Here is a 24,368-nt window from a genome sequence, read left to right as displayed (position 1 = left end):
GCTATGCACCCAATGGAAAAAAAGAAGGATCGACTAATCCGCGGCACGGCTCTTAATGGTAAAGTGAGAGCGTTTGCTGTCCGCACAACTGAATTGGTTGAAGAACTGAGACGCAGACACGATACGTATCCAACGGCTACAGCCGCAATGGGACGTACAGTTACCGCTGCAGCCATGATGGGCGCTATGCTCAAGGGTAGTGAGAAGCTGAGTATTATGGTTAAAGGGAATGGACCGATCGGACAAATCGTTGCAGAATCCAATGCATTGGGAGAAGTGCGTGGTTATGTGCATAATCCTCACATTCATTTACCGAGCAATAGCATGGGGAAGCTGGATGTAGCTGGAGCGGTGGGAACTGAAGGGTTCATTGATGTTATAAAAGATTTAGGTATGAAAGAGCCGTACAGAGGTAGTATTCCTATTATCTCCGGGGAGCTTGGCGATGATTTTACCTATTATTTTGCGGTTTCTGAGCAAACTCCAGCTGCGGTCGGCCTAGGTGTACTGGTAGATACCGATGAGTCAGTAATTGTGGCTGGAGGATTTATTGTTCAGCTTCTTCCTGGTCTGACTGATGCGGAGATCACAGAGATTGAAAAAGCTGTAGGGGCGATGCCTTCTGTAACAGCGCTTCTCGATCAGGGGCTGGAGCCAGAAGAAATGCTGCGCTACCTGTTGCCGGATGCAGTGGTTATGGATGAACTGGATATTAACTTTGCTTGTCAGTGTTCGCGTGAGCGGGTAGAGCAGACATTGGTTAGCTTAGGACGGGATGAACTGGAGAGATTAATTGCAGAAGATGAACAGGCTGAAGTCGTATGCCATTTTTGCAATGAGGCTTATGTTTTCAATAAGGACGATTTACAGGTCATTTTAGAACAAGCGAATTCGTAGGGTATTGGGATGATGACGAGACAGGAACGTGCACTTCGCAATACGGTTATTATTCTAGCTGTTGCAACTTTAATGCTCGGGGGTCTATTATTCTGGAGTTTGCGCGCCATGGCCCTTCTTAAAGGAGATACAACAGACAATGAATCACCGGATGTAGCGACTGCAGGCGGACAACCGATAACGGATCAGCAGTGGATGGATGAGCTCAAAAAAAAGCATGGAGAAGAAGTGTTAATCAGTATGCTTAACCATATTGTCGTGAACATGGAAGCTAAGGCATTAGGAATTACCGTGACAGACGATGAGGTTAAGCAGGAACTGGCACGCACTATAGTTGGGTACGAATCAGAAGCGCAATATTATGCTCAAATGCAATCTCAGCTCGGATTATCTCGTCAGGAAGTGTTCGCAGAGACAGCTTATCGTCTGTCCTTACAAGCGATAGCCACGGTGGGCATTACAATCAGTGATGCCGATATAGATGCTTATTTAGAGCAAAATGCCGAGCGCTTCATTCCAAAAAAGGAAATGCAGCTTTCTATGATCAAGGTCTCATCCTATGAGAAAGGCCAGCAGGTAATGGATCGCTTGGAACAGGGTGAGGATTTCGCTGATTTGGCTAGGGAAGTGTCTATTGATGATGAGAGTCGGCAGCACGGAGGCAGCTTAGGCAAAGTAGAGGAAGATGACCCTTTTTGGCCAGAGGGAATGTTAAAGACTGCCGCTGGATTGGATGTGGGTGATATAGCCGGTCCAATCGAGACAGGGGAAGACTTCGCCATTATCCGCTTGGAGAGTATTCACTCTCCAGAAATGCCGGATCAGAAAGAAATTCGGGCGCTTGTACGTCAAGAGCTGGCTTTGGAGCAAGCCCCTCCCTTGCAGCAGGTGGAAAGCGATCTACGCAATAAATATGAGGTATCAATAAATATTGACAACAGCCTGCAAGATTGATAATATGATATTAACGTAAACCCTACCGTTTTAGTCGGAAATAACTGACGGTGGTCAACAATTTAAACTCCATACACAGAAGCATAAAGTCATAATTTACGTTCTTATATCGCATTTATCATTCTAAGGAGGTTTTTGCTCATGGCTAAAGTCGTTAACAACGTAACAGAATTGATCGGAGGTACTCCGCTCGTTCGTTTGAATCGTCTGGCACAGGAAGGCTCCGCAGATATTTATTTGAAATTGGAATATCAGAACCCGGGATCAAGCGTAAAAGACCGGATTGCAATCAGCATCGTGGAAGAAGCTGAGCGTGAAGGTCTACTGAAACCGGGAGGTACGATTGTAGAAGCTACTAGTGGTAACACTGGTATCGGCCTGGCACTTGTAGCTGCTGCTAAAGGTTATAAAGCAGTTATCGTAATGCCGGAAACAATGAGCTTGGAGCGCCGTAATCTCCTTCGCGCATATGGAGCGGAATTGGTGCTGACCCCAGGATCGGAAGGTATGAATGGTGCGGTTAAGAAAGCAGACGAAATTCTGAAAGAAAACCCAAGCTATTTCCCATCCGAGCAATTCAAGAATAAAGCGAACGTGAAGATTCACCGTGAGACTACTGGACCTGAAATTATTGACGCTATTGAATCCATCGGCGGTCCTTTGGATGCTTTTATTGCAGGTATCGGAACAGGCGGAACGATCACTGGTGCGGGTGAAGTGCTGAAAAGCCAATATCCTGATATTAAGATCTATGCTGTAGAGCCTGCTGCTTCCCCAATCTTGGCTGGAGGCAAACCAGGTCCTCACAAAATCCAGGGTATCGGAGCTAACTTCATCCCTGAGATTTTGAACCAAGATATCTATGATGAAATCATCCACGTTGAGAATGATGAAGCTTTCGAAACTGCACGTCGTGTAGCTAAAGAAGAAGGCGTCTTGTCTGGTATTTCTTCAGGTGCTGCTGTATTTGCCGCTCTTAAAGTAGCTAAAGATTTAGGCCCTGGCAAAAAAGTAGTAGTCATTATCCCAAGTAACGGCGAACGTTACCTGAGCACACCACTTTACAATTTCGAAGCGTAATTGTTTGCAATAACGTAAATCTATAAGAGTCTTCATACCACTTTTTTGGTGGTGATGGAGACTCTTTTCGTTGATTTAAAAGGCATTTGGTTCTGTTCATATATGAAGGACCAGACGTGGTGATTTTATTATTGTTGAAAAAAGCTCTGGTTTTTGCAGAAAACGAAAAAATCATAATAATTTCCTATCGCTGAGGGCTTTTCAATAATGCCTTAAGTACAGTATACTGACAGGCAATATACTACTGACGATTGGACAAAACTAAGCAAATGCTTACGAAGCGAGTTTTATTGCGAAGTGATGTCTACGAAGTAATGGCTTCATAAAACTTTTAGGAGGATGGCTTTGGAAATCATAACAACCTGGAACGAGTGGGAACAATGGGCTGCTGAAGACTGGAGCATGTTTCCCTTGATTATAAAATCACCCCGGTGCACCAACGAATTACCCGCGTCCTGGGGGCAAGCCTGGGAGTTAGCTTCCCAGTATTCTGTAGTTTTAGAAAGTGGTAAGGGTGGCCGTTATACGTACTTGGGCTTAAAACCTGTTTCGATATTGAAAGGCAAGGAGGATAACGCGGAAGTATTTAGCTTCCCTACTGAATCTTTGGAATCAGCATCAGTGGACGAGGAGAGGACACCTGAGGCAACAACACTGCATGGACAACCGCTGGAGCTACTGCAGCAATGGATGTCGGATTTTACGTCGCCTAAGTTAAAGGATGAAGATGTTCCTCCTTTCTCTGGTGGATGTATTGGATTCCTTGGTTATGATGTGGTTCGTTCTTTGGAACGGTTGCCGTCTCTTGCCCAAGATGATCCTGATTTTCCTGATTATCTTTTTATGAGGTTTGACGAGATATGGATTTATGATCACGAAGAGCATGTGCTGTATTGTGCTGTCCACGTTCCAGTTCCAGCAGACTGTGGGCTGGAGGATCTGCAAAATCTCTATCTTGGCAGTATAGAACAGGCTGGACAAATGGTAGAGCAGTGGCAGCTGATATCTTCAGCTGCAGGATTGGATGATGAGGCCGTGGGCAGCATTGAGGCCCTTACAGTTTCATCAGGAGAGTGGCCGGGCATGGCCTCGGCTTTCTCGCCTGAGAAGTTTCAGCAGGCAGTGCTGGACGTTCAGGAATACATCCGCCAAGGCGATGTCTTCCAAGTGAACCTCTCGCTGCGCCAGGAGACGCAGCTGAAGTCCTCGCCGGAGGATGTTTACGAGTGGCTGCGCAAGCTCAACCCGTCCCCGTACATGGGGCTCTTGCGGTCGCCCGGCTTCGCGCTGTCTAGCGCTTCACCGGAGCTGCTCGTCAAGCTGCACGGTGACAAAGTGAGCGCCCGGCCCATCGCCGGCACCCGGCGCCGGGGACTCACTCCCGCGGAGGATGCCGCCATGGAGGCGGAGCTTCGCGGGAGCGAAAAAGAGATCGCCGAGCATATCATGCTTGTCGATCTGGAACGCAACGACATCGGGCGTGTCGCTGCATACGGTTCCGTCAGCGTGCCGGAGCTGATGACGGTGGAGCGCTACTCTCATGTGATGCATCTCGTTTCGCAGGTAGAGGGCCAGATTTCACCGGATAAAGACGCGTATGCGGTTATCGCAGCTTTATTCCCCGGGGGGACTATTACAGGGGCTCCCAAGGTAAGGACAATGGAGATTATTGAAGAACTGGAGCCGGTTCGACGTGGGCCCTATACAGGATCGATGGGTTTTATTGACTATAACGGCAATATGGAATTAAATATTATTATAAGAACGCTGGCTGTAAAAGACGGGGTCGGATATATTCAGACAGGTGCCGGCATAGTGATCGATTCTGATCCCTACCGTGAATACCGTGAATGCCATAATAAAGCCAAAGCGGTAGTGAAGGCAGTACTCTGTAGTGAACTGCAGCAGGAATTGCCAGCTACCAGCGGAGCCGAAGGGGGAGTAGCACTGTGATCTTGGTCATCGATAATTATGATTCCTTTACGTATAACCTCGTACAGTATTTAGGTGAGCTTGGGGAAGAGGTTAAAGTGCACCGCAATGATGAAATTACCATCGAAGAGATTGAAAAGCTGGCACCTGACCATATTCTAATTTCACCAGGCCCATGTACGCCAAATGAAGCGGGAATTAGTCTGGAATTGTTGCATCATTTCAAGGGGATCATTCCGATCTTCGGCGTATGCCTTGGACATCAAGCGATTGGACAAGCATTTGGTGGCAATGTCATCCGTGCTGAGCGTTTAATGCATGGAAAGACATCGCCTATTTACCATAACGGGACCTCAGTTTTTGAAGGTCTGGAGTCTCCATTTACAGCTACCCGATATCATTCACTGATTGTAGAGCGGGAGAGTCTCCCAGATTGCTTGGAGATTACGGCTGAGACTGAAGAGGGGGAGATTATGGCATTGCGCCATAAAGAATACCCTATTGAAGGTGTGCAGTTCCACCCGGAATCTATTATTACGGATCATGGTCATACGATGCTGCGTAATTTCTTGAAACGGAGAGCCGGAGAAACGGCATGAAATATATAGGATTTAACAATGGTGTCATTGACGCCCGAGAAGCCGTGGTTTCTGCCTTGGATCACGGCTTTTTGTACGGCATTGGCTTGTTCGAAACCTTTCGGACCTATGGGGGAGTTCCCTTTTTGCTGGAGCGTCATTTGAAGCGTATGGCAGAGGGGTGCAAGGAACTGGGCATTCCATTTGAGGCAGAAGCGGCACATCTACTTGACTGGATTAAGCGCGTTATGGACAAAAATGAATTAAAAGAAGCTTATATACGCTATACCGTAACAGCTGGTGAGGATATTCTCGGATTACCTGCTGGTGATTATCAAAAGCCCAATCATTTGTTGTACATCAAAGCGCTGCCGAAAGTACCAGATAAGCTTTACAGTGAAGGCAAAGAGCTGCAACTGTTGTCCTTGCGGCGTAATACTCCTGAGGGAACAGTGCGATTCAAGTCGTTGCATTATATGAATAACATTCTGGCTAAGCGTGAGCTTAGAGGGTATGCTTCTGCGGCAAATGGTGCTGAAGGACTAATGCTGACGGCAGAAGAATTTATTGCGGAGGGCATTGTCAGCAACATCTTTTTTTTAAAAAACAACAGGCTCTATACCCCAGATCTCACCACAGGCATTCTTCCGGGAATTACCCGGGAAATGGTGCTGGAGCTGGCTCTTAGTGCAGGCCTTAGTGTTGAAGAAGGAACATATCACTGGGAGCAGTTGAAAGCTGCTGATGAAGTGTTTCTTACCAATTCCGTACAAGAAATTGTTCCTGTTACCGGGGTGTGGCACGGAGATGCAAGATTTACTATAGGTACTGGCCAGTGTGGAACAATTACTGCTGGCTTGATTTCATTATATAGAGATAGGACGGCGATTGCGAAATGAGACCAGTCCTCTTTAAGCGGACATACCGTTGTGGAAATACAGACTTGGAGTTAGGAAATCGAACATTGATTATGGGCATCCTTAATGTTACCCCTGATTCTTTTTCAGATGGAGGACTTTGGGATCATCCGGACAAAGCCGTTGAGCATGCGCTGCGTATGGCTGCAGAGGGTGCGGATATTATTGATATCGGCGGTGAATCTACTCGTCCTGGTCATCAACCGGTGGGACTTGAAGAGGAGTTAGCCCGTGTATTGCCTGTGATCGAGAGTATTCATAAGGCGGCACCTCATCTTCCGTTATCCATCGATACCTATAAAGCTGAGGTAGCCCGCCAAGCTTTAGCTGCGGGTGCTCATATCATTAATGACATATGGGGTTGTAAGGAAGATCCGGAAATGGCGGCAGTGGCCGCTGCTGCTGACTGTCCTATTATTTTGATGCATAACCGGCAGGACCGTAATTATACGAATCTGAGTGCGGATATGTCGGCTGATCTTAAGGAAAGTATTGATCTTGCGTTAGCCGCAGGTGTTAAGCCGGCCAATATCATATTGGATCCAGGTATCGGCTTTGCTAAGGATTATAATGAAAACCTGCAGGCAATGATGCTTTTAGACGGGTTGACTGAGTTAGGCTATCCGTTGTTACTGGCGACATCCCGCAAAAAATTCATCCGCACGGTACTTGATTTGCCGTCTGATGATGTTGTGGAAGGCACCGCAGCTACAGTAGCTTTTGGTATTGCTCAGGGTTGCCAGATCGTCCGTGTACATGATGTATCTCTAATTAAACGAACGGTTAAGATGTGTGATGCGATGTTGTATGCTGCACCTCCAGTGGTGCGTGAATAGCTATATTTTACGAAAAAGGGCGGATTAATCATGGATAAAATGACAATGCATCGCATGGAATATTACGGATACCACGGTGTATTTGAGGAAGAGCGTAAGCTGGGACAACGTTTTTACATTGATTTAGAGCTAGAGCTTGATTTGCAGGGTGCGGGCTTGAATGATGATTTGAATCAAACTGTGAATTATGCTGAAGTTCATGAATTAGTCAAAAACATTGTCGAAATAAAGTCTTTTAAGTTGATCGAAGCTTTGGCAGAATATATTGCATCCTCCGTACTGGACACTTATACTGTTATCAATGCAGTAACGGTTAAGGTAACTAAACCTCATCCGCCTTTCGACATTCATTTTCAGGGAGTGACTGTAGAGCTGCGCAGAACTAGAAAGTGAGAACAAGGTCCATGAATATACATTCCACCTCTGAAGAATCAGAGGCTTATATTGCTTTAGGGGCTAATTTGGGTGACCGCGAGGGCACACTGTCAGAGGCTTTGAACAGACTGGACGCTCATGATGAAATATCGGTGGTCCGCTGCTCCAAAGTTTACGAGACAGAGCCAGTAGGTTATTTAGATCAGCCGCAGTTTCTCAATATGGCAGCAGCTTTGCGAACGACACTTGCGCCCGAGTCCTTGCTGGAAGTGATGTTGGGGATTGAAACGCAGTTGGGTCGTATCCGGGATATCCGCTATGGACCGAGAACGGTAGATTTGGATTTGTTGTGGGTTGAGGGTCAGATGCTCGATACACCACATTTAACGTTACCGCATCCACGCATGTTAGAGCGTGCTTTTGTATTGTTTCCGCTCAGTGACATCGTTCCACAGAATGAACAATCTTCCGGACTTCGCAAGCTGATTACAGCAGCGCTTCAAGACATAGACGGGAAGGAAGGAATTCGGTTGTGGACAACAAGCGTTTGGGACGGAGGGTCAGGGCATTCCGTAAGCTAAAAGGGTATACTCAACAGGATCTTGCGGATCTTGCCGGAATTTCCTTGGCTGTGCTTGGTGCAGTCGAGAGGGGTAACAGACGATTAGAAGATCAAATTTTAGATAAAATTGCGAATGTTCTAGGGGTTACAACAGAAGAGCTTGTGGATCCCAACTCATAATTTCCAAGAATTAAAAGGCAGGAAGTGATACGAATGCTGAAGATTGGCGATATTGAGATGAAAAATCAGGTTGTTCTGGCACCTATGGCTGGCGTGTGCAATCCGGCTTTTCGTCTGATCGCTAAGGAATTTGGTACAGGTCTGGTCTGTGCGGAAATGGTAAGCGATAAGGCCATTATTCACGGAAATACACGTACTCGCGAAATGTTGTTTGTAGATGAACGGGAGAAACCGCTTAGTTTGCAGATTTTTGGCGGGGATAGAGCATCACTGGTGCAAGCAGCTAAAGTCGTTGATAAAGAAACCAATGCTGATATTATCGATATCAATATGGGATGCCCAGTGCCAAAAGTGACTAAATGTGATGCGGGAGCCCGCTGGCTTTTGAATCCCGACAAAATCTATGAAATGGTCTCTGCGGTTGTCGATGTTGTCGATAAACCGGTAACCGTGAAAATGCGGATTGGCTGGGATAGCGAGCATATTTTTGTCGAAGATAATGCGCGTGCGGTTGAACGTGCCGGGGGTAAGGCTGTCAGCGTACACGGTCGTACCCGCGAGCAGCTTTACACAGGCCATGCGGACTGGAACTACATCAAGATGGCAAAAGAAGCAGTTTCCATTCCCGTTATTGGCAACGGGGATGTTAATACACCTGAAGATGCTCGGGCTATGTTGGATCAGACTGGCTGCGATGGCGTAATGATCGGGCGTGGAGCACTCGGTAATCCTTGGATGTTGTATCGTACCATTCAATATTTGAGCACCGGCGAGCTTATGCCTGAACCTGGTTTGGATGAGAAGATTAAGGTTGCTATTCTTCATATGGATCGTCTGGTAGCTCTTAAGGGAGAAGCTGTAGCTGTCCGTGAGATGCGTAAGCATATGGCTTGGTATTTAAAAGGCTTGAAGGCTGCCGCTAGAGTGAAGGATGTCCTTATGACAGAAACAAAACGCGATGGAATGGTGAGGATATTGAATGATTTTGTCGTTCAATTAAAGCATGAAGAAGAGAGCAAGGGCATTGAAATGTCTTCTTCTGCTGTATAATCGCCTTTTTTCTGCTGATATTTGAACACATCTGACTTTATATGTGGTGTCATTGACATTTTGTAGCGGTTCCAATATAATTTCACAGTATAAAATCGCCGTTACAGTAAGAGCAATGCAGCAGGGAGGGTTCTTATCCTTCTAGATTAGCATATAGTATGGTGTTTTCAATAATTGTATACGACAGGAGAATCGGTTGAGATGAGCGATAAAGAAGTCATCCTTACGCCGGACGGGCTAAAACGTCTGGAAGATGAGCTGGAGACCCTCAAATCCGTAAAACGCCGTGAGGTTGCTGAACGGATTAAGGTAGCGATTGGCTACGGAGATATCAGTGAGAACTCGGAGTATGAAGACGCGAAGAATGAGCAAGCTTTTATCGAAGGACGCGTTCTCACTTTGGAGAAGATGCTTCGCAACGCGCGTATCATCAATAGCGACGAGATCGTTACTGACGTAGTAAGTATTGGTGTTACTGTAAGTGTCGAGGATTTGGAATATGGGGACACTATGGAGTATACGATCGTAGGTACAGCAGAATCTGATCCACTGAATAACAAGATTTCCAACGAAAGTCCGGTAGGCAAAGCTATTATCGGAAAAAAAATAGGTACGGTAGTTGATGTTTCTACACCTGCAGGAGTTATTCAATATAAAATTCTCGATATCAGAATGAAGTAATATACAGACCTTAATGTCTGTAAATAGATGTGCTGCCATATGTATTAGTCATTTCACTGTACATAGGTAGATAAGGGAACATGTTTGGGAAAGCTTCCTTAGGGAAGCTTTTTTCAAATCATCCAGAAACGATAGGTAAAACAAACTGCTTATATTTTGAGCTGGAACGGGACTGTCCTCTAACTATGGAGACGGAGCCGTTTCTTCTTGTGTATATGATATTACTGAGTTATAAGGGGATGAATCGCATGACCGAGGAAATGAACAATGTGGACAATGCAGAGAATGAACTTAGTGAGCTTTTGCAGATCCGCCGTGCCAAACTGGACGAGCTAAGAGGACTTGGTATTGATCCTTTTGGCAAAAAATACGAGCGCACAGCTAACGCTGGCGATATCGTAGCTAAGTATGATGGACTTTCCAAAGAGGAATTGGACGAGCTTTCTGTTGAAGTGAGCATTGCTGGGCGTATTATGGCAAAACGCGTTATGGGTAAAGCCAGCTTTGCGCATATCCAGGACCTTAGCGGAAGAATTCAGCTTTATGTTCGTCAAGACAGCATTCCTGAAACTCAATACGCGGCTTTTAATGTTCTCGATCTGGGAGATATTATCGGCGTTCGTGGAACAGTATTCAAAACCAAAACAGGCGAGACCTCCATCAAAGTGCATAATCTCGAAGTCTTGTCCAAATCCCTGCTGCCACTTCCTGAAAAATATCATGGTCTTAAAGATGTAGAACTGCGTTATCGCCAGCGCTATGTTGATTTGATTATTAATCCGGAAGTTCAACAGACCTTTATTGCCCGTTCAAGAATTATTCAATCGATGCGTCGTTATTTGGATTCACTTGGTTATCTTGAAGTTGAAACACCTACACTTCATACGATCGCCGGTGGAGCAGCTGCGCGTCCATTTATTACTTACCACAACACACTTGAAATGCAGCTGTATATGCGGATTGCTATCGAGCTTCACTTGAAACGCCTTATCGTTGGCGGTTTGGAAAAAGTGTACGAAATCGGTCGTGTCTACCGTAACGAGGGAATGTCGACTCGTCATAATCCAGAGTTCACTATGATTGAGTTGTACGAAGCATATGCCGACTACAAGGACATCATGAATCTCACGGAGAATATGATTGCACATATTGCCCAAGAGGGATTAGGTACACAACTGCTGGATTACCAAGGCAAAGAGGTAAATCTGTCTCCAGGATGGCGTCGTGTAACTATGGTTGATGCTGTTAAAGAAGTAACCGGTGTTGATTTCAGCGTTCACATGACAGATGACGAAGCACAAGCTTTGGCAAAAGAACATCGTGTGCCTGTTGAGAAACATATGACGTTCGGTCATATCCTTAATGCTTTCTTCGAGCAATTTGTAGAGGAAACTCTAATTCAGCCAACCTTTGTAATGGGACACCCTGTTGAAATTTCACCACTTGCGAAGAAAAACGATGAGGATCCACGCTTTACCGATCGTTTTGAGCTGTTTATTGTGGGTCGTGAGCACGCTAATGCATTTAGTGAATTGAATGATCCGATTGACCAACGTCAACGCTTTGAGGCACAGATCCAGGAGAAAGAGCAAGGTAATGACGAAGCTCATGAGATGGACGATGATTTCATCCGCGCCCTGGAATATGGTATGCCACCTACTGGCGGACTGGGAATCGGCGTAGACCGTTTGATCATGCTGCTTACCAATTCTGCATCGATTCGCGATGTATTGCTGTTTCCACATATGCGTAACCGTACTGAATAGTATCTATACAACATAGGGCTTAAGGGAGCTGTCTAAGGGCAGTTCTCTCAGCTACTGTTGATTAGAAGCGGTGCTTTCACTTCATTGCTCCTATAGAATGTAGAGATTTAATATTAGTTTCAAAAAAACTCTTGCAATGCATCTCCATACATGATATATTCTAAGTCCGGCCAAGAAGTACACATGCCGAGCTCGAAAAAGAAGTTAAAAAAAGAGCTTGACATTAAATAGCCGAACATGATATAGTATAAGAGTTGCTGCTGAGACATTAAACGGCGCCAACGAGAACTTGATCTTTGAAAACTGAACAACGAGTGAGTAGGAAATCACGCAAGTGAAATCCAAAATTAGAGAATTAATTTTCTCGTCAGATGTTTCAAAATGAGCATATCGCTCTTTTCAATACTAATTGGAGAGTTTGATCCTGGCTCAGGACGAACGCTGGCGGCGTGCCTAATACATGCAAGTCGAGCGGAGTTACTTTGAAAGCTTGCTTTCAAAGTAACTTAGCGGCGGACGGGTGAGTAACACGTAGGCAACCTGCCCTTCAGACTGGGATAACTACCGGAAACGGTAGCTAATACCGGATAATTTCTTTTTTCTCCTGAGAGAAGAATGAAAGACGGAGCAATCTGTCACTGAGGGATGGGCCTGCGGCGCATTAGCTAGTTGGTGGGGTAACGGCCCACCAAGGCGACGATGCGTAGCCGACCTGAGAGGGTGAACGGCCACACTGGGACTGAGACACGGCCCAGACTCCTACGGGAGGCAGCAGTAGGGAATCTTCCGCAATGGGCGAAAGCCTGACGGAGCAACGCCGCGTGAGTGATGAAGGTTTTCGGATCGTAAAGCTCTGTTGCCAGGGAAGAACGTCCGGTAGAGTAACTGCTACCGGAGTGACGGTACCTGAGAAGAAAGCCCCGGCTAACTACGTGCCAGCAGCCGCGGTAATACGTAGGGGGCAAGCGTTGTCCGGAATTATTGGGCGTAAAGCGCGCGCAGGCGGCTATTTAAGTCTGGTGTTTAAACCTTGGGCTCAACCTGAGGTCGCACTGGAAACTGGGTGGCTTGAGTACAGAAGAGGAAAGTGGAATTCCACGTGTAGCGGTGAAATGCGTAGATATGTGGAGGAACACCAGTGGCGAAGGCGACTTTCTGGGCTGTAACTGACGCTGAGGCGCGAAAGCGTGGGGAGCAAACAGGATTAGATACCCTGGTAGTCCACGCCGTAAACGATGAGTGCTAGGTGTTAGGGGTTTCGATACCCTTGGTGCCGAAGTTAACACAGTAAGCACTCCGCCTGGGGAGTACGGTCGCAAGACTGAAACTCAAAGGAATTGACGGGGACCCGCACAAGCAGTGGAGTATGTGGTTTAATTCGAAGCAACGCGAAGAACCTTACCAGGTCTTGACATCCCTCTGAATCTGCTAGAGATAGCAGCGGCCTTCGGGACAGAGGAGACAGGTGGTGCATGGTTGTCGTCAGCTCGTGTCGTGAGATGTTGGGTTAAGTCCCGCAACGAGCGCAACCCTTAACTTTAGTTGCCAGCAGGTAATGCTGGGCACTCTAGAGTGACTGCCGGTGACAAACCGGAGGAAGGTGGGGATGACGTCAAATCATCATGCCCCTTATGACCTGGGCTACACACGTACTACAATGGCCGGTACAACGGGAAGCGAAGCCGCGAGGTGGAGCCAATCCCATCAAAGCCGGTCTCAGTTCGGATTGCAGGCTGCAACTCGCCTGCATGAAGTCGGAATTGCTAGTAATCGCGGATCAGCATGCCGCGGTGAATACGTTCCCGGGTCTTGTACACACCGCCCGTCACACCACGAGAGTTTACAACACCCGAAGTCGGTGGGGTAACCCGCAAGGGAGCCAGCCGCCGAAGGTGGGGTAGATGATTGGGGTGAAGTCGTAACAAGGTAGCCGTATCGGAAGGTGCGGCTGGATCACCTCCTTTCTATGGAGAATCGTTCTCTGCAATGAGGACATTCAAATCGGAAGTTTAACTTCCAAAACTCAGGTTTAGGCCTGTTACTCACTCGTTGCTCAGTTTTGAGAGTTTAAGCTCTCAAGTAAGACTTGATCCTTGAAAACTGGATACCGAAACGAATTTGCGTTTTAGAACATCTTTTAGCAACTTGTGCAAACAAGTAAATGTTATTAGTGAGATTTTTCTTTGGAAGAATCAAGGTTAAGCTAATAAGAGCACACGGAGGATGCCTAGGCGCCAGGAGCCGACGAAGGACGTGGCGAACAACGAAACTGCCTCGGGGAGCTGTAAGCAAGCTTTGATCCGGGGGTGTCCGAATGGGGAAACCCAGCTGTGGTAATTCGCAGTTACTCATTTCTGAATACATAGGAAATGTAGAGGCAGACCAGGGGAACTGAAACATCTAAGTACCCTGAGGAAGAGAAAACAATAGTGATTCCGTCAGTAGCGGCGAGCGAACGCGGAACAGCCTAAACCTAAGAGCTTGCTCTTAGGGGTTGTGGGACGTCTCACATGGAGTTACAAAGGAATATGGTAGGTGAAGAGGTCTGGAAAGGCCCGCGATAGAGGTAAAAGCCCTGTAACCTAAACTGTATTCTCTCCGAGACGGATCCCGAGTAGTGCGGGGCACGTGAAACCCCGTATGAATCCAGCAGGACCATCTGCTAAGGCTAAATACTACCTGGCGACCGATAGTGAAACAGTACCGTGAGGGAAAGGTGAAAAGCACCCCGGAAGGGGAGTGAAATAGAACCTGAAACCGTGTGCTTACAAAAAGTCAGAGCCCTATTAATGGGTGATGGCGTGCCTTTTGTAGAATGAACCGGCGAGTTACGTTTAACATGCAAGGTTAAGCCGAGAAGGTGGAGCCGCAGCGAAAGCGAGTCTGAATAGGGCGAATTAGTATGTGGACGTAGACCCGAAACCGTGTGATCTACCCCTGTCCAGGGTGAAGGTGCGGTAACACGCACTGGAGGCCCGAACCCACGTACGTTGAAAAGTGCGGGGATGAGGTGGGGGTAGCGGAGAAATTCCAATCGAACTCGGAGATAGCTGGTTCTCCCCGAAATAGCTTTAGGGCTAGCCTCGGTATAAGAGTAGTGGAGGTAGAGCACTGATTGGGTGCGGGGTCCGCAAGGATTACCAAGCTCAGTCAAACTCCGAATGCCATATACTTATTGCCGGGAGTCAGACAGTGAGTGCTAAGATCCATTGTCAAAAGGGAAACAGCCCAGACCATCAGCTAAGGTCCCCAAGTGTGTGTTAAGTGGGAAAGGATGTGGAGTTGCACAGACAACCAGGATGTTGGCTTAGAAGCAGCCACCATTGAAAGAGTGCGTAATAGCTCACTGGTCGAGTGACTCTGCGCCGAAAATGTAACGGGGCTAAACACACCACCGAAGCTATGGCTAGATACTATGTATCTGGGGTAGGGGAGCGTTGTGTAGGGGTTGAAGGTGTACTGAAAAGAGCGCTGGACACTACACAAGTGAGAATGCCGGTATGAGTAACGAAAAGATCAGTGAGAATCTGATCCGCCGAAAGCCCAAGGTTTCCTGAGGAAGGCTCGTCCGCTCAGGGTAAGTCGGGACCTAAGGCGAGGCCGAAAGGCGTAGTCGAAGGACAACAGTTTGAAATTACTGTACCACCGTAATCCGCTATGAGCGATGGGGTGACGCAGGAGGGTAGTGACGCGGACTGATGGATGTCCGTCTAAGCAGTGAGGCTGATGTGTAGGCAAATCCGCACATCATTAAGGCTGGGCTGTGATGGGGAGCGAAAATTGTAGTAGCGAAGGTCATGATCTCACACTGCCAAGAAAAGCCTCTAGCCAGGAGAAGGTGCCCGTACCGCAAACCGACACAGGTAGGCGAGAAGAGAATTCTAAGGCGCGCGGAAGAACTCTCGTTAAGGAACTCGGCAAAATGACCCCGTAACTTCGGGAGAAGGGGTGCCCCGGTAGTGTGAATAGCACGAGGGGGCCGCAGTGAAAAGGCCCAAGCGACTGTTTAGCAAAAACACAGGTCTGTGCGAAGCCGCAAGGCGAAGTATACGGGCTGACGCCTGCCCGGTGCTGGAAGGTTAAGGGGAGTGGTTAGGGGTAACCCGAAGCTATGAACCGAAGCCCCAGTAAACGGCGGCCGTAACTATAACGGTCCTAAGGTAGCGAAATTCCTTGTCAGGTAAATTCTGACCCGCACGAATGGCGTAACGACTTGGGCGCTGTCTCAACGAGAGATCCGGTGAAATTTTAATACCTGTGAAGATGCAGGTTACCCGCGACAAGACGGAAAGACCCCATGGAGCTTTACTGCAGCTTGATATTGAATTTGGGTACGATCTGTACAGGATAGGTGGGAGCCGTAGAAATCGGAGCGCAAGCTTCGGTGGAGGCGCCGTTGGGATACCACCCTGATCGTATCTAGGTTCTAACCTAGTACCCTTATCGGGTACGGGGACCGTGTCAGGCGGGCAGTTTGACTGGGGCGGTCGCCTCCTAAAGAGTAACGGAGGCGTTCCAAGGTTCCCTCAGAATGGTTGGAAATCATTCGCAGAGTGCAAAGGCATAAGGGAGCTTGACTGCGAGACCTACAAGTCGAGCAGGGACGAAAGTCGGACTTAGTGATCCGGTGGTACCGCATGGAAGGGCCATCGCTCAACGGATAAAAGCTACCCTGGGGATAACAGGCTTATCTCCCCCAAGAGTCCACATCGACGGGGAGGTTTGGCACCTCGATGTCGGCTCATCGCATCCTGGGGCTGAAGTAGGTCCCAAGGGTTGGGCTGTTCGCCCATTAAAGCGGTACGCGAGCTGGGTTCAGAACGTCGTGAGACAGTTCGGTCCCTATCTGTCGTGGGCGCAGGAAATTTGAGAGGAGCTGTCCTTAGTACGAGAGGACCGGGATGGACGTACCGCTGGTGCACCAGTTGTTCCGCCAGGAGCATGGCTGGGTAGCTACGTACGGACGGGATAAGCGCTGAAAGCATCTAAGCGTGAAGCCCCCCTCAAGATGAGATTTCCCAATTAGTAAGACCCCTTGAAGACGACGAGGTAGATAGGTTGGAGGTGGAAGTGCAGTAATGCATGGAGCTGACCAATACTAATCGGTCGAGGGCTTATCCTATACGTAGAATGCAGATTCGTTTCGGATTCAGTTTTCAGGCATCAAGCCTGAGCATTTACGCTGTAAATGCCCGTTTGGTGGCGATAGCGGAGGGGTTCCACACGTACCCATCCCGAACACGACCGTTAAGCCCTCCAGCGCCGATGGTACTTGGACCGAAGGGTCCTGGGAGAGTAGGACGTTGCCAAGCACGCAAGACCACTGTTGAGTAATCGACAGTGGTCTTTTTGTTATGTAAATAGAGAATTCATTGGGCTATATTTTGAGATACTAAGATGGAGATAAGCGTGGTTTAAAAGGTGAACAGAGGCGAACTGTAAATTTTTAACACACTAAATTGTCCTCTCAGCACGGACTAACGTCCAATAATTCGCTTACTCGGCGGCCGTTTTTTGAATACCTACTCTGATGATGTAATGTTCTTGACAGTCCAAATGCCCTTTGCTAAGATGGCAATAATATATTTTTGGATAAGCATCTCAAACCTTAATTGAAGATCTACACTTGTTCAGCCCCCAGATGTACAGAATTGTCTGTCGTGAATGGACTGGAGTCAAAGGTTCTTCTTTCATAAAGTTTGTAGGCGGGTATAATTTAAAACAACCGAGGAGGAATGACCCAGGTGTGGAAAGATAAGTTTGGTAAAGAAGGTCTAACTTTTGATGATGTGCTGCTGGTTCCGCGTAAATCTGAGGTACTGCCTAAAGAAGTGGATTTGACCACAGTTCTAAGTAAGAATGTGAAGTTGAATATTCCACTTATGAGTGCAGGTATGGACACAGTCACAGAAGCAGCCATGGCCATTGCAATTGCTCGTGAGGGTGGCATCGGGATTATACACAAGAATATGCCTGTAGAGCAGCAAGCGGAAGAAGTAGATCGTGTGAAGCGTTCCGAGAGCGGAGTTATTACGAATCCATTCTCACTTACGGCAGAACACATGGTATCTGATGCAGAGCTTTTAATGGGTAAATATCGCATTTCCGGAGTGCCGATTGTAGACAGTGACAATAAACTTGTCGGTATTCTGACTAATAGAGACTTACGCTTTATTCATGATTTCAATATTCAAATTAAAGAAGTTATGACACATGAGAATCTTGTAACAGCTGCTGTGGGTACAACCCTTCAGGAAGCAGAAGGTATCCTGCAACGTCATAAGATCGAGAAGCTTCCCCTTGTGGACGAGAATAATATTCTTAAGGGCCTCATCACCATTAAGGATATTGAAAAAGCTATTCAATTCCCTAACGGAGCCAAAGATGCACATGGCCGTCTACTTGTTGGAGCAGCTGTTGGTATCTCTAAAGACACCTTCGAACGTACTGCAGCATTAGTAAAAGCTGGTGTGGACTTGATCGTCGTCGATTCTGCACATGGTCACCACATTAATATAATTGAAGCGGTTCGCCAAATTCGTGAGCTGTATCCTGATCTTACGATTGTTGCTGGTAACGTAGCTACAGGCGAAGCAACCCGTGAACTTATTGAAGCTGGTGCATCTGTAGTTAAAGTAGGTATTGGACCAGGATCGATCTGTACTACACGCGTTATCGCTGGTATCGGCGTACCACAGGTTACAGCCATTTATGATTGTGCGACAGTTGCTCGCGAGTACGGAATTCCTATTATCGCTGATGGCGGTATTAAGTATTCTGGGGAGATCACTAAGGCTATCGCAGCTGGTGCTCATGCTGTAATGATGGGAAGTATGTTTGCGGGTACAGAAGAAAGCCCAGGGGAATCTGAGCTTTATCAAGGCCGTAAATTTAAAGTATATCGTGGTATGGGCAGCATGAGTGCCATGAAACAAGGCAGTAAAGACCGTTATTTCCAAGATGATGATAAAAAGCTCGTTCCTGAAGGAATTGAGGGACGTATTGCTTTTAAAGGGCCTCTTTCGGACACTGTTCATCAATTGATCGGCGGATTGCGCTCAGGTATGGGCTATTGCGGTACGAAGTCATTGGAAGAACTGCGTAACGATACTTCTTTCATTCGCATCACAAGTGCTGGACTTCGTGAAAGCCACCCGCATGATGTGCAAATTACAAAAGAAGCACCAAACTATTCCGTATAATGGACTAACCGTATTATTTTTTGGACAGACAGGACTATTTCGTCCTGTCTGTCTTTTTTTGCGGGTACCCCTGTGTTAGAATAGAACAAGCTATTGATATGAGATTTAAAGGAGAGTCGTAATCATTGAAGCACAAACGAAAATTTAATGGTAAGCAAATTGTAATTAAGACAGCGACTGTAGGTCTGCTTTTAAATATGTTAATGAACCCTGTAATTCCAGCATTGGCTGAAGCGGGCAAAACTCCGGCTACAACCGAGGGTGCCGCAACTACTACTGAAACTGCACCCAAGACCAACGCAGTTAAGATCCCTTCTGTGGAATCTCTTAACTTGGAATTGAGTTCTGCTATTCTAATAGAACCAACTACAGGCCAAGTACTTATGGCTCTAAATCCAGATACACCACTCCCACCTGCGAGTATGACCAAGATGATGACTGAATATCTTGTATCTGATGCCGTGAAAAAAGGAGACATCTCTTGGGATCAAAAGGTTATCATTCAAGAGAATGCTTCCAAACAGGTCGGATCACGAATTTTTCTGGCAGCTGGAGATGAACATACGGTTAAAGAGCTATACATAGCGATGGCCGTAGGATCGGCGAATGATGCCACAGTTGCTTTGGCAGAATTGGTATCGGGTTCAGAAGAACAATTTGTAGAACTAATGAATCAGACTGCACAGAAGATGGGCATGAAAAATACCTATTTTATTAACTCAACTGGACTTGATCGGGCAGACATGCCGAAGAAATTCCGTCCTGATCTTGATAAAGAGACTGTAATGTCAGCTAGAGATGCAGCTACTCTTGCTAAATTTATAGTTACTGACCACCCGGACTTCACTGAATTTACAACGATTCAGTCTTATAAATTCCGTGATCGGGATACAGCGCCGATCATTAACTACAACTGGATGCTGGAAGCTAACAAAAGTATCCCCAACTTTAAGGCATATGCTTATCCAGGTCTAGATGGACTGAAGACTGGCCATACCACAAATGCAGGTAACTGCTTTACCGGTACTGCTGTGCGTGATGGAATGCGTCTAATCAGTGTTGTTATGGGTGCTAATTCAGAGGCACATCGATTCACAGAAACAAAAAAAGTGCTCGACTACGGATTTAACAACTTTGAAATCAAACAGGTTGTAGCTCCGAAGGCTGTTATTGCTGGCACGGAAACAGTTCCGGTACTGAAAGGAAAGAATAAAGATGTTTCTATAGTTACTGATGAAGGAGTTTCTTTCATTGTTCCTAAGGGAACGGTTTCTCCTGAAGTTACTACAACTGTTGTAACAAATGACCCTGCAACTTTGGTTGCTCCTATAGCTCAATCCTCTAAAGTAGGTAAAGTTACCTATTCCTACAAGGCTGAAGGCATGCAAGCAGCACAGGAGAAAACAGTTAATCTGATCACAGTAGAGGAAGCTGAGAAGGCTGGCTGGTTCAAGTTGTTCCTTAGAGCGATTGGCGATTTCTTCGGTGATTTATTTTCAGGGATCAAGAACTTGTTCTAATGCAGGTTGGTGTCGAAATCAGCAGTAAATCCGAGTAAATGGGTTGTAGATTTCCCTTCATTGGGGTAAAATTACAAGTTAGATTAAGATAGATCATTCGGGGGGTTAGGACATGGAAACAGGTACATCGCGAGTTAAAAGAGGCATGGCAGAAATGCAAAAAGGCGGCGTCATTATGGACGTCATGAATGCAGAGCAAGCAAAAATTGCTGAGGCTGCTGGTGCAGTTGCTGTTATGGCTCTGGAACGCGTACCTTCTGACATTCGTGCAGCTGGCGGTGTAGCACGGATGGCCGATCCTACAATTGTAGAAGAGGTTCTCAAGGTGGTAAGTATCCCTGTTATGGCTAAGGCTCGTATCGGCCATTATGTAGAAGCGAAAGTTCTAGAATCTTTGGGTGTTGATTACTTGGATGAGAGTGAAGTTCTTACTCCTGCTGATGAAGTATTCCATATTGATAAACATGAGTTCACCGTTCCTTTTGTATGTGGAGCGAAGGACTTGGGAGAAGCACTGAGACGTATTAACGAAGGTGCCTCCATGATCCGTACAAAAGGTGAACCAGGAACAGGCAACATTGTTGAGGCCGTGCGTCACATGCGCTTTATCAACAGTCAAATCCGTAAAGTAACGAATTTGTCCAAGGACGAGCTATATAATGAAGCAAAGAACCTGGGAGTTTCCTACGAGCTGTTGCTCGAAGTACATGAGCTTGGCAAACTGCCGGTTGTTAACTTTGCCGCTGGGGGTGTAGCTACTCCCGCAGATGCTGCTCTTATGATGCATTTGGGTGCTGATGGTGTATTCGTAGGCTCGGGTATTTTTAAATCGGACAATCCTGAGAAATTTGCGCGTGCGATTGTTGAAGCCACTACACACTATACTGATTACAAACTGATTGCTGAAGTATCCAAGAACCTTGGTGCACCAATGAAGGGGATTGATATTGCAACTCTCACCCCGGCTGAACGTATGTCGGAGCGTGGCCGTTAATAGAGAGAAGGTTGTAGGATGAAGATAGGAGTATTGGCGCTGCAAGGCGCTGTTACGGAGCATATTGTTAGTATAGAGAAGACCGGTGCAGAAGGCGTGCCTATCAAGCGTGTGGAGCAGCTAGAAGAGGTTGAAGGCCTGATTATCCCCGGCGGAGAAAGTACAACGATTGGAAAGCTAATGCGGAAATATGGCTTCATAGAAGCCATCCGTGATTTTTCTGATCAGGGCAAGCCTATTTTTGGCACATGTGCGGGTATGATTGTGCTGGCCAAAAAAATTGCCGGTGGTGAACCGGGGCATTTGGAGCTAATGGATATTACCGTAGCCCGGAATGCATTCGGCCGCCAACGGGAAAGCTTTGAATGTGATCTGGAGGTTAAAGGCATTGATGAGCCGGTTCGTGCTGTGTTTATACGTGCACCGCTTATCAACGAGGTAGGACCGGGAGTTGATGTGCTTACAGTCTATAATGATGAGATTGTAACCGCGCGCGAAGGCAACTTGCTGGTGTCTTCTTTTCATCCAGAACTGACCGATGATTTCAGACTGCACCAATATTTTGCCGATATGGTAGAGGCGAATAGGGAAGTCCAACAACAAAATCGCATATAAAGAACATCCTGACTCTTTCAAAGCTGTAATCAGCATTTTGAAAGAGTTTAGGCTGTTTTCAGGAGGGAAACTTTGTGTTAGATGTAAAAATACTACGTAGTGATTACGCAAGAGTGGAAGAGGCTTTAGAAAAACGGGGCAAATCACTGGACTTAATTGCTGATTTTCCACAACTTGATTTGCGCCGACGTGAATTACTGCAAGAAACCGAAGGTCTTAAGAACCGTCGTAATACAGTTTCAGGTGAAGTAGCGAAAAAGAAAAAGAACGGCGAGCCAGCAGATGATCTAATTACAGAAATGCGTACAGTATCTGACCGAATTAAAGAGCTTGATGATGAAGTACGTGAACTGGAAGCTCAGATTGCTGATCTTACTATGAATATCCCTAATATTCCTCATGATTCAGTTCCAGTAGGGAAATCCGAGGATGATAACGTTGAATTACGCCGCTGGTCGGAGCCCAAAGAGTTCGGATTCACTCCGAAATCACATTGGGAGCTTGCGCAGCAGCTTGATATTATTGATTTTGAAGCTGCAGCAAAGGTTACAGGATCCCGGTTTGTTTTCTATAAAGGACTTGGAGCACGTCTAGAACGGGCGCTGATTAACTTTATGATGGATCTTCACAGTGGTGAGCATAACTATGAGGAAATGCTGCCGCCTTACATTGTAAACAAAGACAGCTTGTATGGTACAGGACAACTGCCTAAATTCGAAGAGGATCTGTTCAAGCTGCGGGATACCGAATACTATTTGATTCCTACAGCTGAAGTACCGGTAACGAACTACTATCGCGAAGAGATTTTGACGGCAGCTGACCTGCCTAAATACCATGTAGCTTACAGCTCTTGTTTCCGTTCTGAGGCGGGCTCGGCGGGCCGTGATACTCGCGGTTTGATTCGCCAGCATCAATTCAACAAGGTAGAGTTGGTGAAGCTCACCACCCCTGAATCCTCTTATGAGGAATTAGAAAAAATGACAGCAGACGCTGAAAGTGTGCTGCAGCTGTTGGGACTGCCTTATCGTGTACTTGGGTTATGTACGGCTGATATGGGCTTTACATCGGCTAAGACGTACGATTTGGAAGTGTGGTTGCCTGAGAGTGGGATGTACCGTGAGATCTCCTCTTGCTCAAATACAGAAGACTTCCAAGCACGCCGGGCAAATATTCGTTTCCGTAAGGATCCAAAATCGAAGCCTGAATTTGTTCATACGCTGAACGGCTCTGCTTTGGCGGTTGGACGTACGGTTGCTGCAATTCTTGAGAATTATCAGCAAGAGGATGGCAGTGTTCTGATTCCAGAATGCCTACAACCTTATATGCGCAATGTAAAATCGATACAACCAGAAACTATTTAAAGATATAGTTGCTTTTTCTTTGCATTGTATGGTACAATCCTAATGCATGTGAAATTTAAATGCATTTGGAGAGGTACCGAAGCGGTCATAACGGGGCGGTCTTGAAAACCGTTAGGGTGCAAGCCCACATGGGTTCGAATCCCATCCTCTCCGCCATTCCTTTATGAACTTAAAGAATAATTAGATAGAAACCGTTCCCTCTGGGGGACGGTTTTTTGTTTTGTTTGGTAGACCCAGTTCTATTGAGAATAAAAAGCTTCATTTCTCCGCAATGTATTAGAGAAGGAGGATGATCATAATCATGGATAGATCATTAGAAGTTGATCAGCATAAGCTTGTCTCAGCCTGGCAGGAGCGCTTGCCGGCGTTGATGGATGATGGGGATAGTTTCAGTGTGCTGGCGGATAATGGGGATCCGAATAGCTTGCTGATTCATTTTAATGCGGCAGGTCATCAAGGCTATTCGCTGGATTTTCGCTGCAAGTATGTAGATAGCAGAGAAGTGGCAGTGGATCTGCTGGATGTGGAACAGAGCGGTCTCCATATTGATGAGCGTAGTGATGCCGTACAGCAGCTGGCACAGCAATACTCACGGCAAATTCATGAATGTGCTCAGGCTCTTCAGAACTTGACCAATCCTTAGGAGGAATGAAAATGTCGAAACCAAAAAGTATCCCTGTTCCTGGGGCAGAGCCAACAAGTGGTGAGCGGAGAAAAGACCATACTCCTTCAGGCCCAGAACCACTTTCAGGTTCTAAAAAGGTGAAACAAGCGAACCATGTTGACCACCATAATCCACAAGGTTAACAAATAAAAACGTTAAGAATTTTAAAGAAGTGTTTCTTGATTTTTACAAATGGTTTATCAT

General features: G+C 46.6%; 20 protein-coding genes, 1 tRNA gene and 3 rRNA genes. All 24 read left to right on the top strand.

Annotated elements, in window-relative coordinates; genetic code table 11:
- Positions 1 to 12: 12 nt before the first annotated feature.
- Positions 13 to 897 (top strand): Hsp33 family molecular chaperone HslO, encoded by an 885-nt coding sequence (hslO, locus tag MHH63_RS23780; protein ID WP_036678742.1) that lies wholly within the window; start codon positions 13 to 15, stop codon positions 895 to 897.
- Between the two features lie 9 nt (positions 898 to 906).
- Positions 907 to 1,851, top strand: a complete 945-nt coding sequence (locus tag MHH63_RS23775; RefSeq protein ID WP_081383501.1) for a peptidylprolyl isomerase — start codon at positions 907 to 909, stop codon at positions 1,849 to 1,851.
- A 141-nt stretch (positions 1,852 to 1,992) separates the two neighbouring features.
- Positions 1,993 to 2,931 carry a cysteine synthase A gene (gene cysK / locus MHH63_RS23770; RefSeq protein ID WP_036678737.1) on the top strand — a complete coding sequence of 313 codons (939 nt, stop codon included), beginning with the start codon at positions 1,993 to 1,995 and terminating at the stop codon, positions 2,929 to 2,931.
- A gap of 339 nt (positions 2,932 to 3,270) precedes the next feature.
- Positions 3,271 to 4,884 (top strand): anthranilate synthase component I family protein, encoded by a 1,614-nt coding sequence (locus MHH63_RS23765; protein WP_445321774.1) that lies wholly within the window; start codon positions 3,271 to 3,273, stop codon positions 4,882 to 4,884.
- Positions 4,881 to 5,462: an aminodeoxychorismate/anthranilate synthase component II gene (gene pabA, locus MHH63_RS23760; protein WP_036678733.1), complete on the top strand. Its 582-nt coding sequence runs from the start codon at positions 4,881 to 4,883 to the stop codon at positions 5,460 to 5,462. Before MHH63_RS23765 ends, pabA begins: the two co-directional genes overlap by 4 nt.
- Entirely contained in the window at positions 5,459 to 6,340 is an 882-nt protein-coding gene (locus MHH63_RS23755; protein WP_341172163.1) for an aminotransferase class IV, read from the top strand. Before pabA ends, MHH63_RS23755 begins: the two co-directional genes overlap by 4 nt.
- A complete protein-coding gene (gene folP / locus MHH63_RS23750; protein ID WP_076305368.1) occupies positions 6,337 to 7,194 on the top strand; it encodes a dihydropteroate synthase in 858 nt (285 codons plus the stop codon). Before MHH63_RS23755 ends, folP begins: the two co-directional genes overlap by 4 nt.
- Positions 7,195 to 7,224: 30 nt before the next feature.
- Positions 7,225 to 7,587, top strand: a complete 363-nt coding sequence (folB, locus tag MHH63_RS23745; protein WP_076138480.1) for a dihydroneopterin aldolase — start codon at positions 7,225 to 7,227, stop codon at positions 7,585 to 7,587.
- A gap of 11 nt (positions 7,588 to 7,598) precedes the next feature.
- Positions 7,599 to 8,150 (top strand): 2-amino-4-hydroxy-6-hydroxymethyldihydropteridine diphosphokinase, encoded by a 552-nt coding sequence (folK, locus tag MHH63_RS23740; RefSeq protein ID WP_076186832.1) that lies wholly within the window; start codon positions 7,599 to 7,601, stop codon positions 8,148 to 8,150.
- The gene (locus MHH63_RS23735) at positions 8,102 to 8,311 is read left to right on the top strand and encodes a helix-turn-helix domain-containing protein (protein ID WP_076099929.1); all 210 of its coding nucleotides are present in this window, start codon (positions 8,102 to 8,104) and stop codon (positions 8,309 to 8,311) included. The genes folK and MHH63_RS23735 overlap by 49 nt, the downstream gene beginning before the upstream one ends.
- A 33-nt stretch (positions 8,312 to 8,344) precedes the next feature.
- Positions 8,345 to 9,361, top strand: coding sequence for a tRNA dihydrouridine synthase DusB (dusB, locus tag MHH63_RS23730; protein ID WP_076130084.1), 1,017 nt, complete (start codon positions 8,345 to 8,347; stop codon positions 9,359 to 9,361).
- Positions 9,362 to 9,562: 201 nt separating this feature from the next.
- Complete coding sequence (gene greA / locus MHH63_RS23725; protein WP_036678719.1) at positions 9,563 to 10,042, top strand: transcription elongation factor GreA; 480 nt, start codon at positions 9,563 to 9,565, stop codon at positions 10,040 to 10,042.
- Between the two features lie 248 nt (positions 10,043 to 10,290).
- Positions 10,291 to 11,808 carry a lysine--tRNA ligase gene (gene lysS, locus MHH63_RS23720; protein ID WP_341172162.1) on the top strand — a complete coding sequence of 506 codons (1,518 nt, stop codon included), beginning with the start codon at positions 10,291 to 10,293 and terminating at the stop codon, positions 11,806 to 11,808.
- Positions 11,809 to 12,214: 406 nt separating this feature from the next.
- A 16S ribosomal RNA gene (locus tag MHH63_RS23715) occupies positions 12,215 to 13,772 on the top strand.
- Positions 13,773 to 14,004: 232 nt separating this feature from the next.
- Positions 14,005 to 16,930, top strand: a 23S ribosomal RNA gene (locus MHH63_RS23710).
- A gap of 73 nt (positions 16,931 to 17,003) precedes the next feature.
- Positions 17,004 to 17,120, top strand: a 5S ribosomal RNA gene (gene rrf, locus MHH63_RS23705).
- The 16S, 23S and 5S rRNA genes sit together here, the layout of an rRNA operon.
- Before the next feature lie 432 nt (positions 17,121 to 17,552).
- Positions 17,553 to 19,010 (top strand): IMP dehydrogenase, encoded by a 1,458-nt coding sequence (guaB, locus tag MHH63_RS23700; protein WP_036679982.1) that lies wholly within the window; start codon positions 17,553 to 17,555, stop codon positions 19,008 to 19,010.
- Positions 19,011 to 19,135: 125 nt separating this feature from the next.
- The gene (locus MHH63_RS23695; protein WP_076130392.1) at positions 19,136 to 20,530 is read left to right on the top strand and encodes a D-alanyl-D-alanine carboxypeptidase family protein; all 1,395 of its coding nucleotides are present in this window, start codon (positions 19,136 to 19,138) and stop codon (positions 20,528 to 20,530) included.
- A 112-nt stretch (positions 20,531 to 20,642) separates the two neighbouring features.
- Positions 20,643 to 21,524, top strand: a complete 882-nt coding sequence (gene pdxS / locus MHH63_RS23690) for a pyridoxal 5'-phosphate synthase lyase subunit PdxS (RefSeq protein ID WP_036679980.1) — start codon at positions 20,643 to 20,645, stop codon at positions 21,522 to 21,524.
- 18 nt (positions 21,525 to 21,542) lie between these two features.
- Positions 21,543 to 22,139: a pyridoxal 5'-phosphate synthase glutaminase subunit PdxT gene (gene pdxT / locus MHH63_RS23685; RefSeq protein ID WP_076130391.1), complete on the top strand. Its 597-nt coding sequence runs from the start codon at positions 21,543 to 21,545 to the stop codon at positions 22,137 to 22,139.
- A gap of 74 nt (positions 22,140 to 22,213) precedes the next feature.
- On the top strand, positions 22,214 to 23,500 hold the full coding sequence (gene serS / locus MHH63_RS23680; RefSeq protein WP_341172161.1) for a serine--tRNA ligase: 1,287 nt from the start codon (positions 22,214 to 22,216) through the stop codon (positions 23,498 to 23,500).
- A 67-nt stretch (positions 23,501 to 23,567) separates the two neighbouring features.
- Positions 23,568 to 23,656 (top strand) — tRNA-Ser (locus MHH63_RS23675).
- Between the two features lie 145 nt (positions 23,657 to 23,801).
- Positions 23,802 to 24,143 carry a hypothetical protein gene (locus MHH63_RS23670; protein WP_036679977.1) on the top strand — a complete coding sequence of 114 codons (342 nt, stop codon included), beginning with the start codon at positions 23,802 to 23,804 and terminating at the stop codon, positions 24,141 to 24,143.
- Between the two features lie 11 nt (positions 24,144 to 24,154).
- Complete coding sequence (locus MHH63_RS23665) at positions 24,155 to 24,307, top strand: small acid-soluble spore protein P (protein ID WP_076138623.1); 153 nt, start codon at positions 24,155 to 24,157, stop codon at positions 24,305 to 24,307.
- Positions 24,308 to 24,368: the final 61 nt, after the last annotated feature.

Source organism: Paenibacillus sp. FSL H3-0310, assembly GCF_038002785.1.
Classification (GTDB): Bacteria; Bacillota; Bacilli; order Paenibacillales; family Paenibacillaceae; genus Paenibacillus_AQ; species Paenibacillus_AQ odorifer.
This window is presented reverse-complemented; position numbering and strand designations above follow the sequence as displayed.

Excerpts from the sequence above, each read along its gene's own strand:
- hslO (WP_036678742.1), top strand. The coding sequence starts at position 13 with ATGGAAAAAAAGAAGGATCGACTAATCCGCGGCACGGCTCTTAATGGT.
- MHH63_RS23775 (WP_081383501.1), top strand. The coding sequence starts at position 907 with ATGATGACGAGACAGGAACGTGCACTTCGCAATACGGTTATTATTCTA.
- cysK (WP_036678737.1), top strand. The coding sequence starts at position 1,993 with ATGGCTAAAGTCGTTAACAACGTAACAGAATTGATCGGAGGTACTCCG.
- MHH63_RS23765 (WP_445321774.1), top strand. The coding sequence starts at position 3,271 with ATGGCTTTGGAAATCATAACAACCTGGAACGAGTGGGAACAATGGGCT.
- MHH63_RS23755 (WP_341172163.1), top strand. The coding sequence starts at position 5,459 with ATGAAATATATAGGATTTAACAATGGTGTCATTGACGCCCGAGAAGCC.
- folP (WP_076305368.1), top strand. The coding sequence starts at position 6,337 with ATGAGACCAGTCCTCTTTAAGCGGACATACCGTTGTGGAAATACAGAC.
- folB (WP_076138480.1), top strand. The coding sequence starts at position 7,225 with ATGGATAAAATGACAATGCATCGCATGGAATATTACGGATACCACGGT.
- folK (WP_076186832.1), top strand. The coding sequence starts at position 7,599 with ATGAATATACATTCCACCTCTGAAGAATCAGAGGCTTATATTGCTTTA.
- dusB (WP_076130084.1), top strand. The coding sequence starts at position 8,345 with ATGCTGAAGATTGGCGATATTGAGATGAAAAATCAGGTTGTTCTGGCA.
- greA (WP_036678719.1), top strand. The coding sequence starts at position 9,563 with ATGAGCGATAAAGAAGTCATCCTTACGCCGGACGGGCTAAAACGTCTG.
- lysS (WP_341172162.1), top strand. The coding sequence starts at position 10,291 with ATGACCGAGGAAATGAACAATGTGGACAATGCAGAGAATGAACTTAGT.
- pdxS (WP_036679980.1), top strand. The coding sequence starts at position 20,643 with ATGGAAACAGGTACATCGCGAGTTAAAAGAGGCATGGCAGAAATGCAA.
- pdxT (WP_076130391.1), top strand. The coding sequence starts at position 21,543 with ATGAAGATAGGAGTATTGGCGCTGCAAGGCGCTGTTACGGAGCATATT.
- MHH63_RS23670 (WP_036679977.1), top strand. The coding sequence starts at position 23,802 with ATGGATAGATCATTAGAAGTTGATCAGCATAAGCTTGTCTCAGCCTGG.
- MHH63_RS23665 (WP_076138623.1), top strand. The coding sequence starts at position 24,155 with ATGTCGAAACCAAAAAGTATCCCTGTTCCTGGGGCAGAGCCAACAAGT.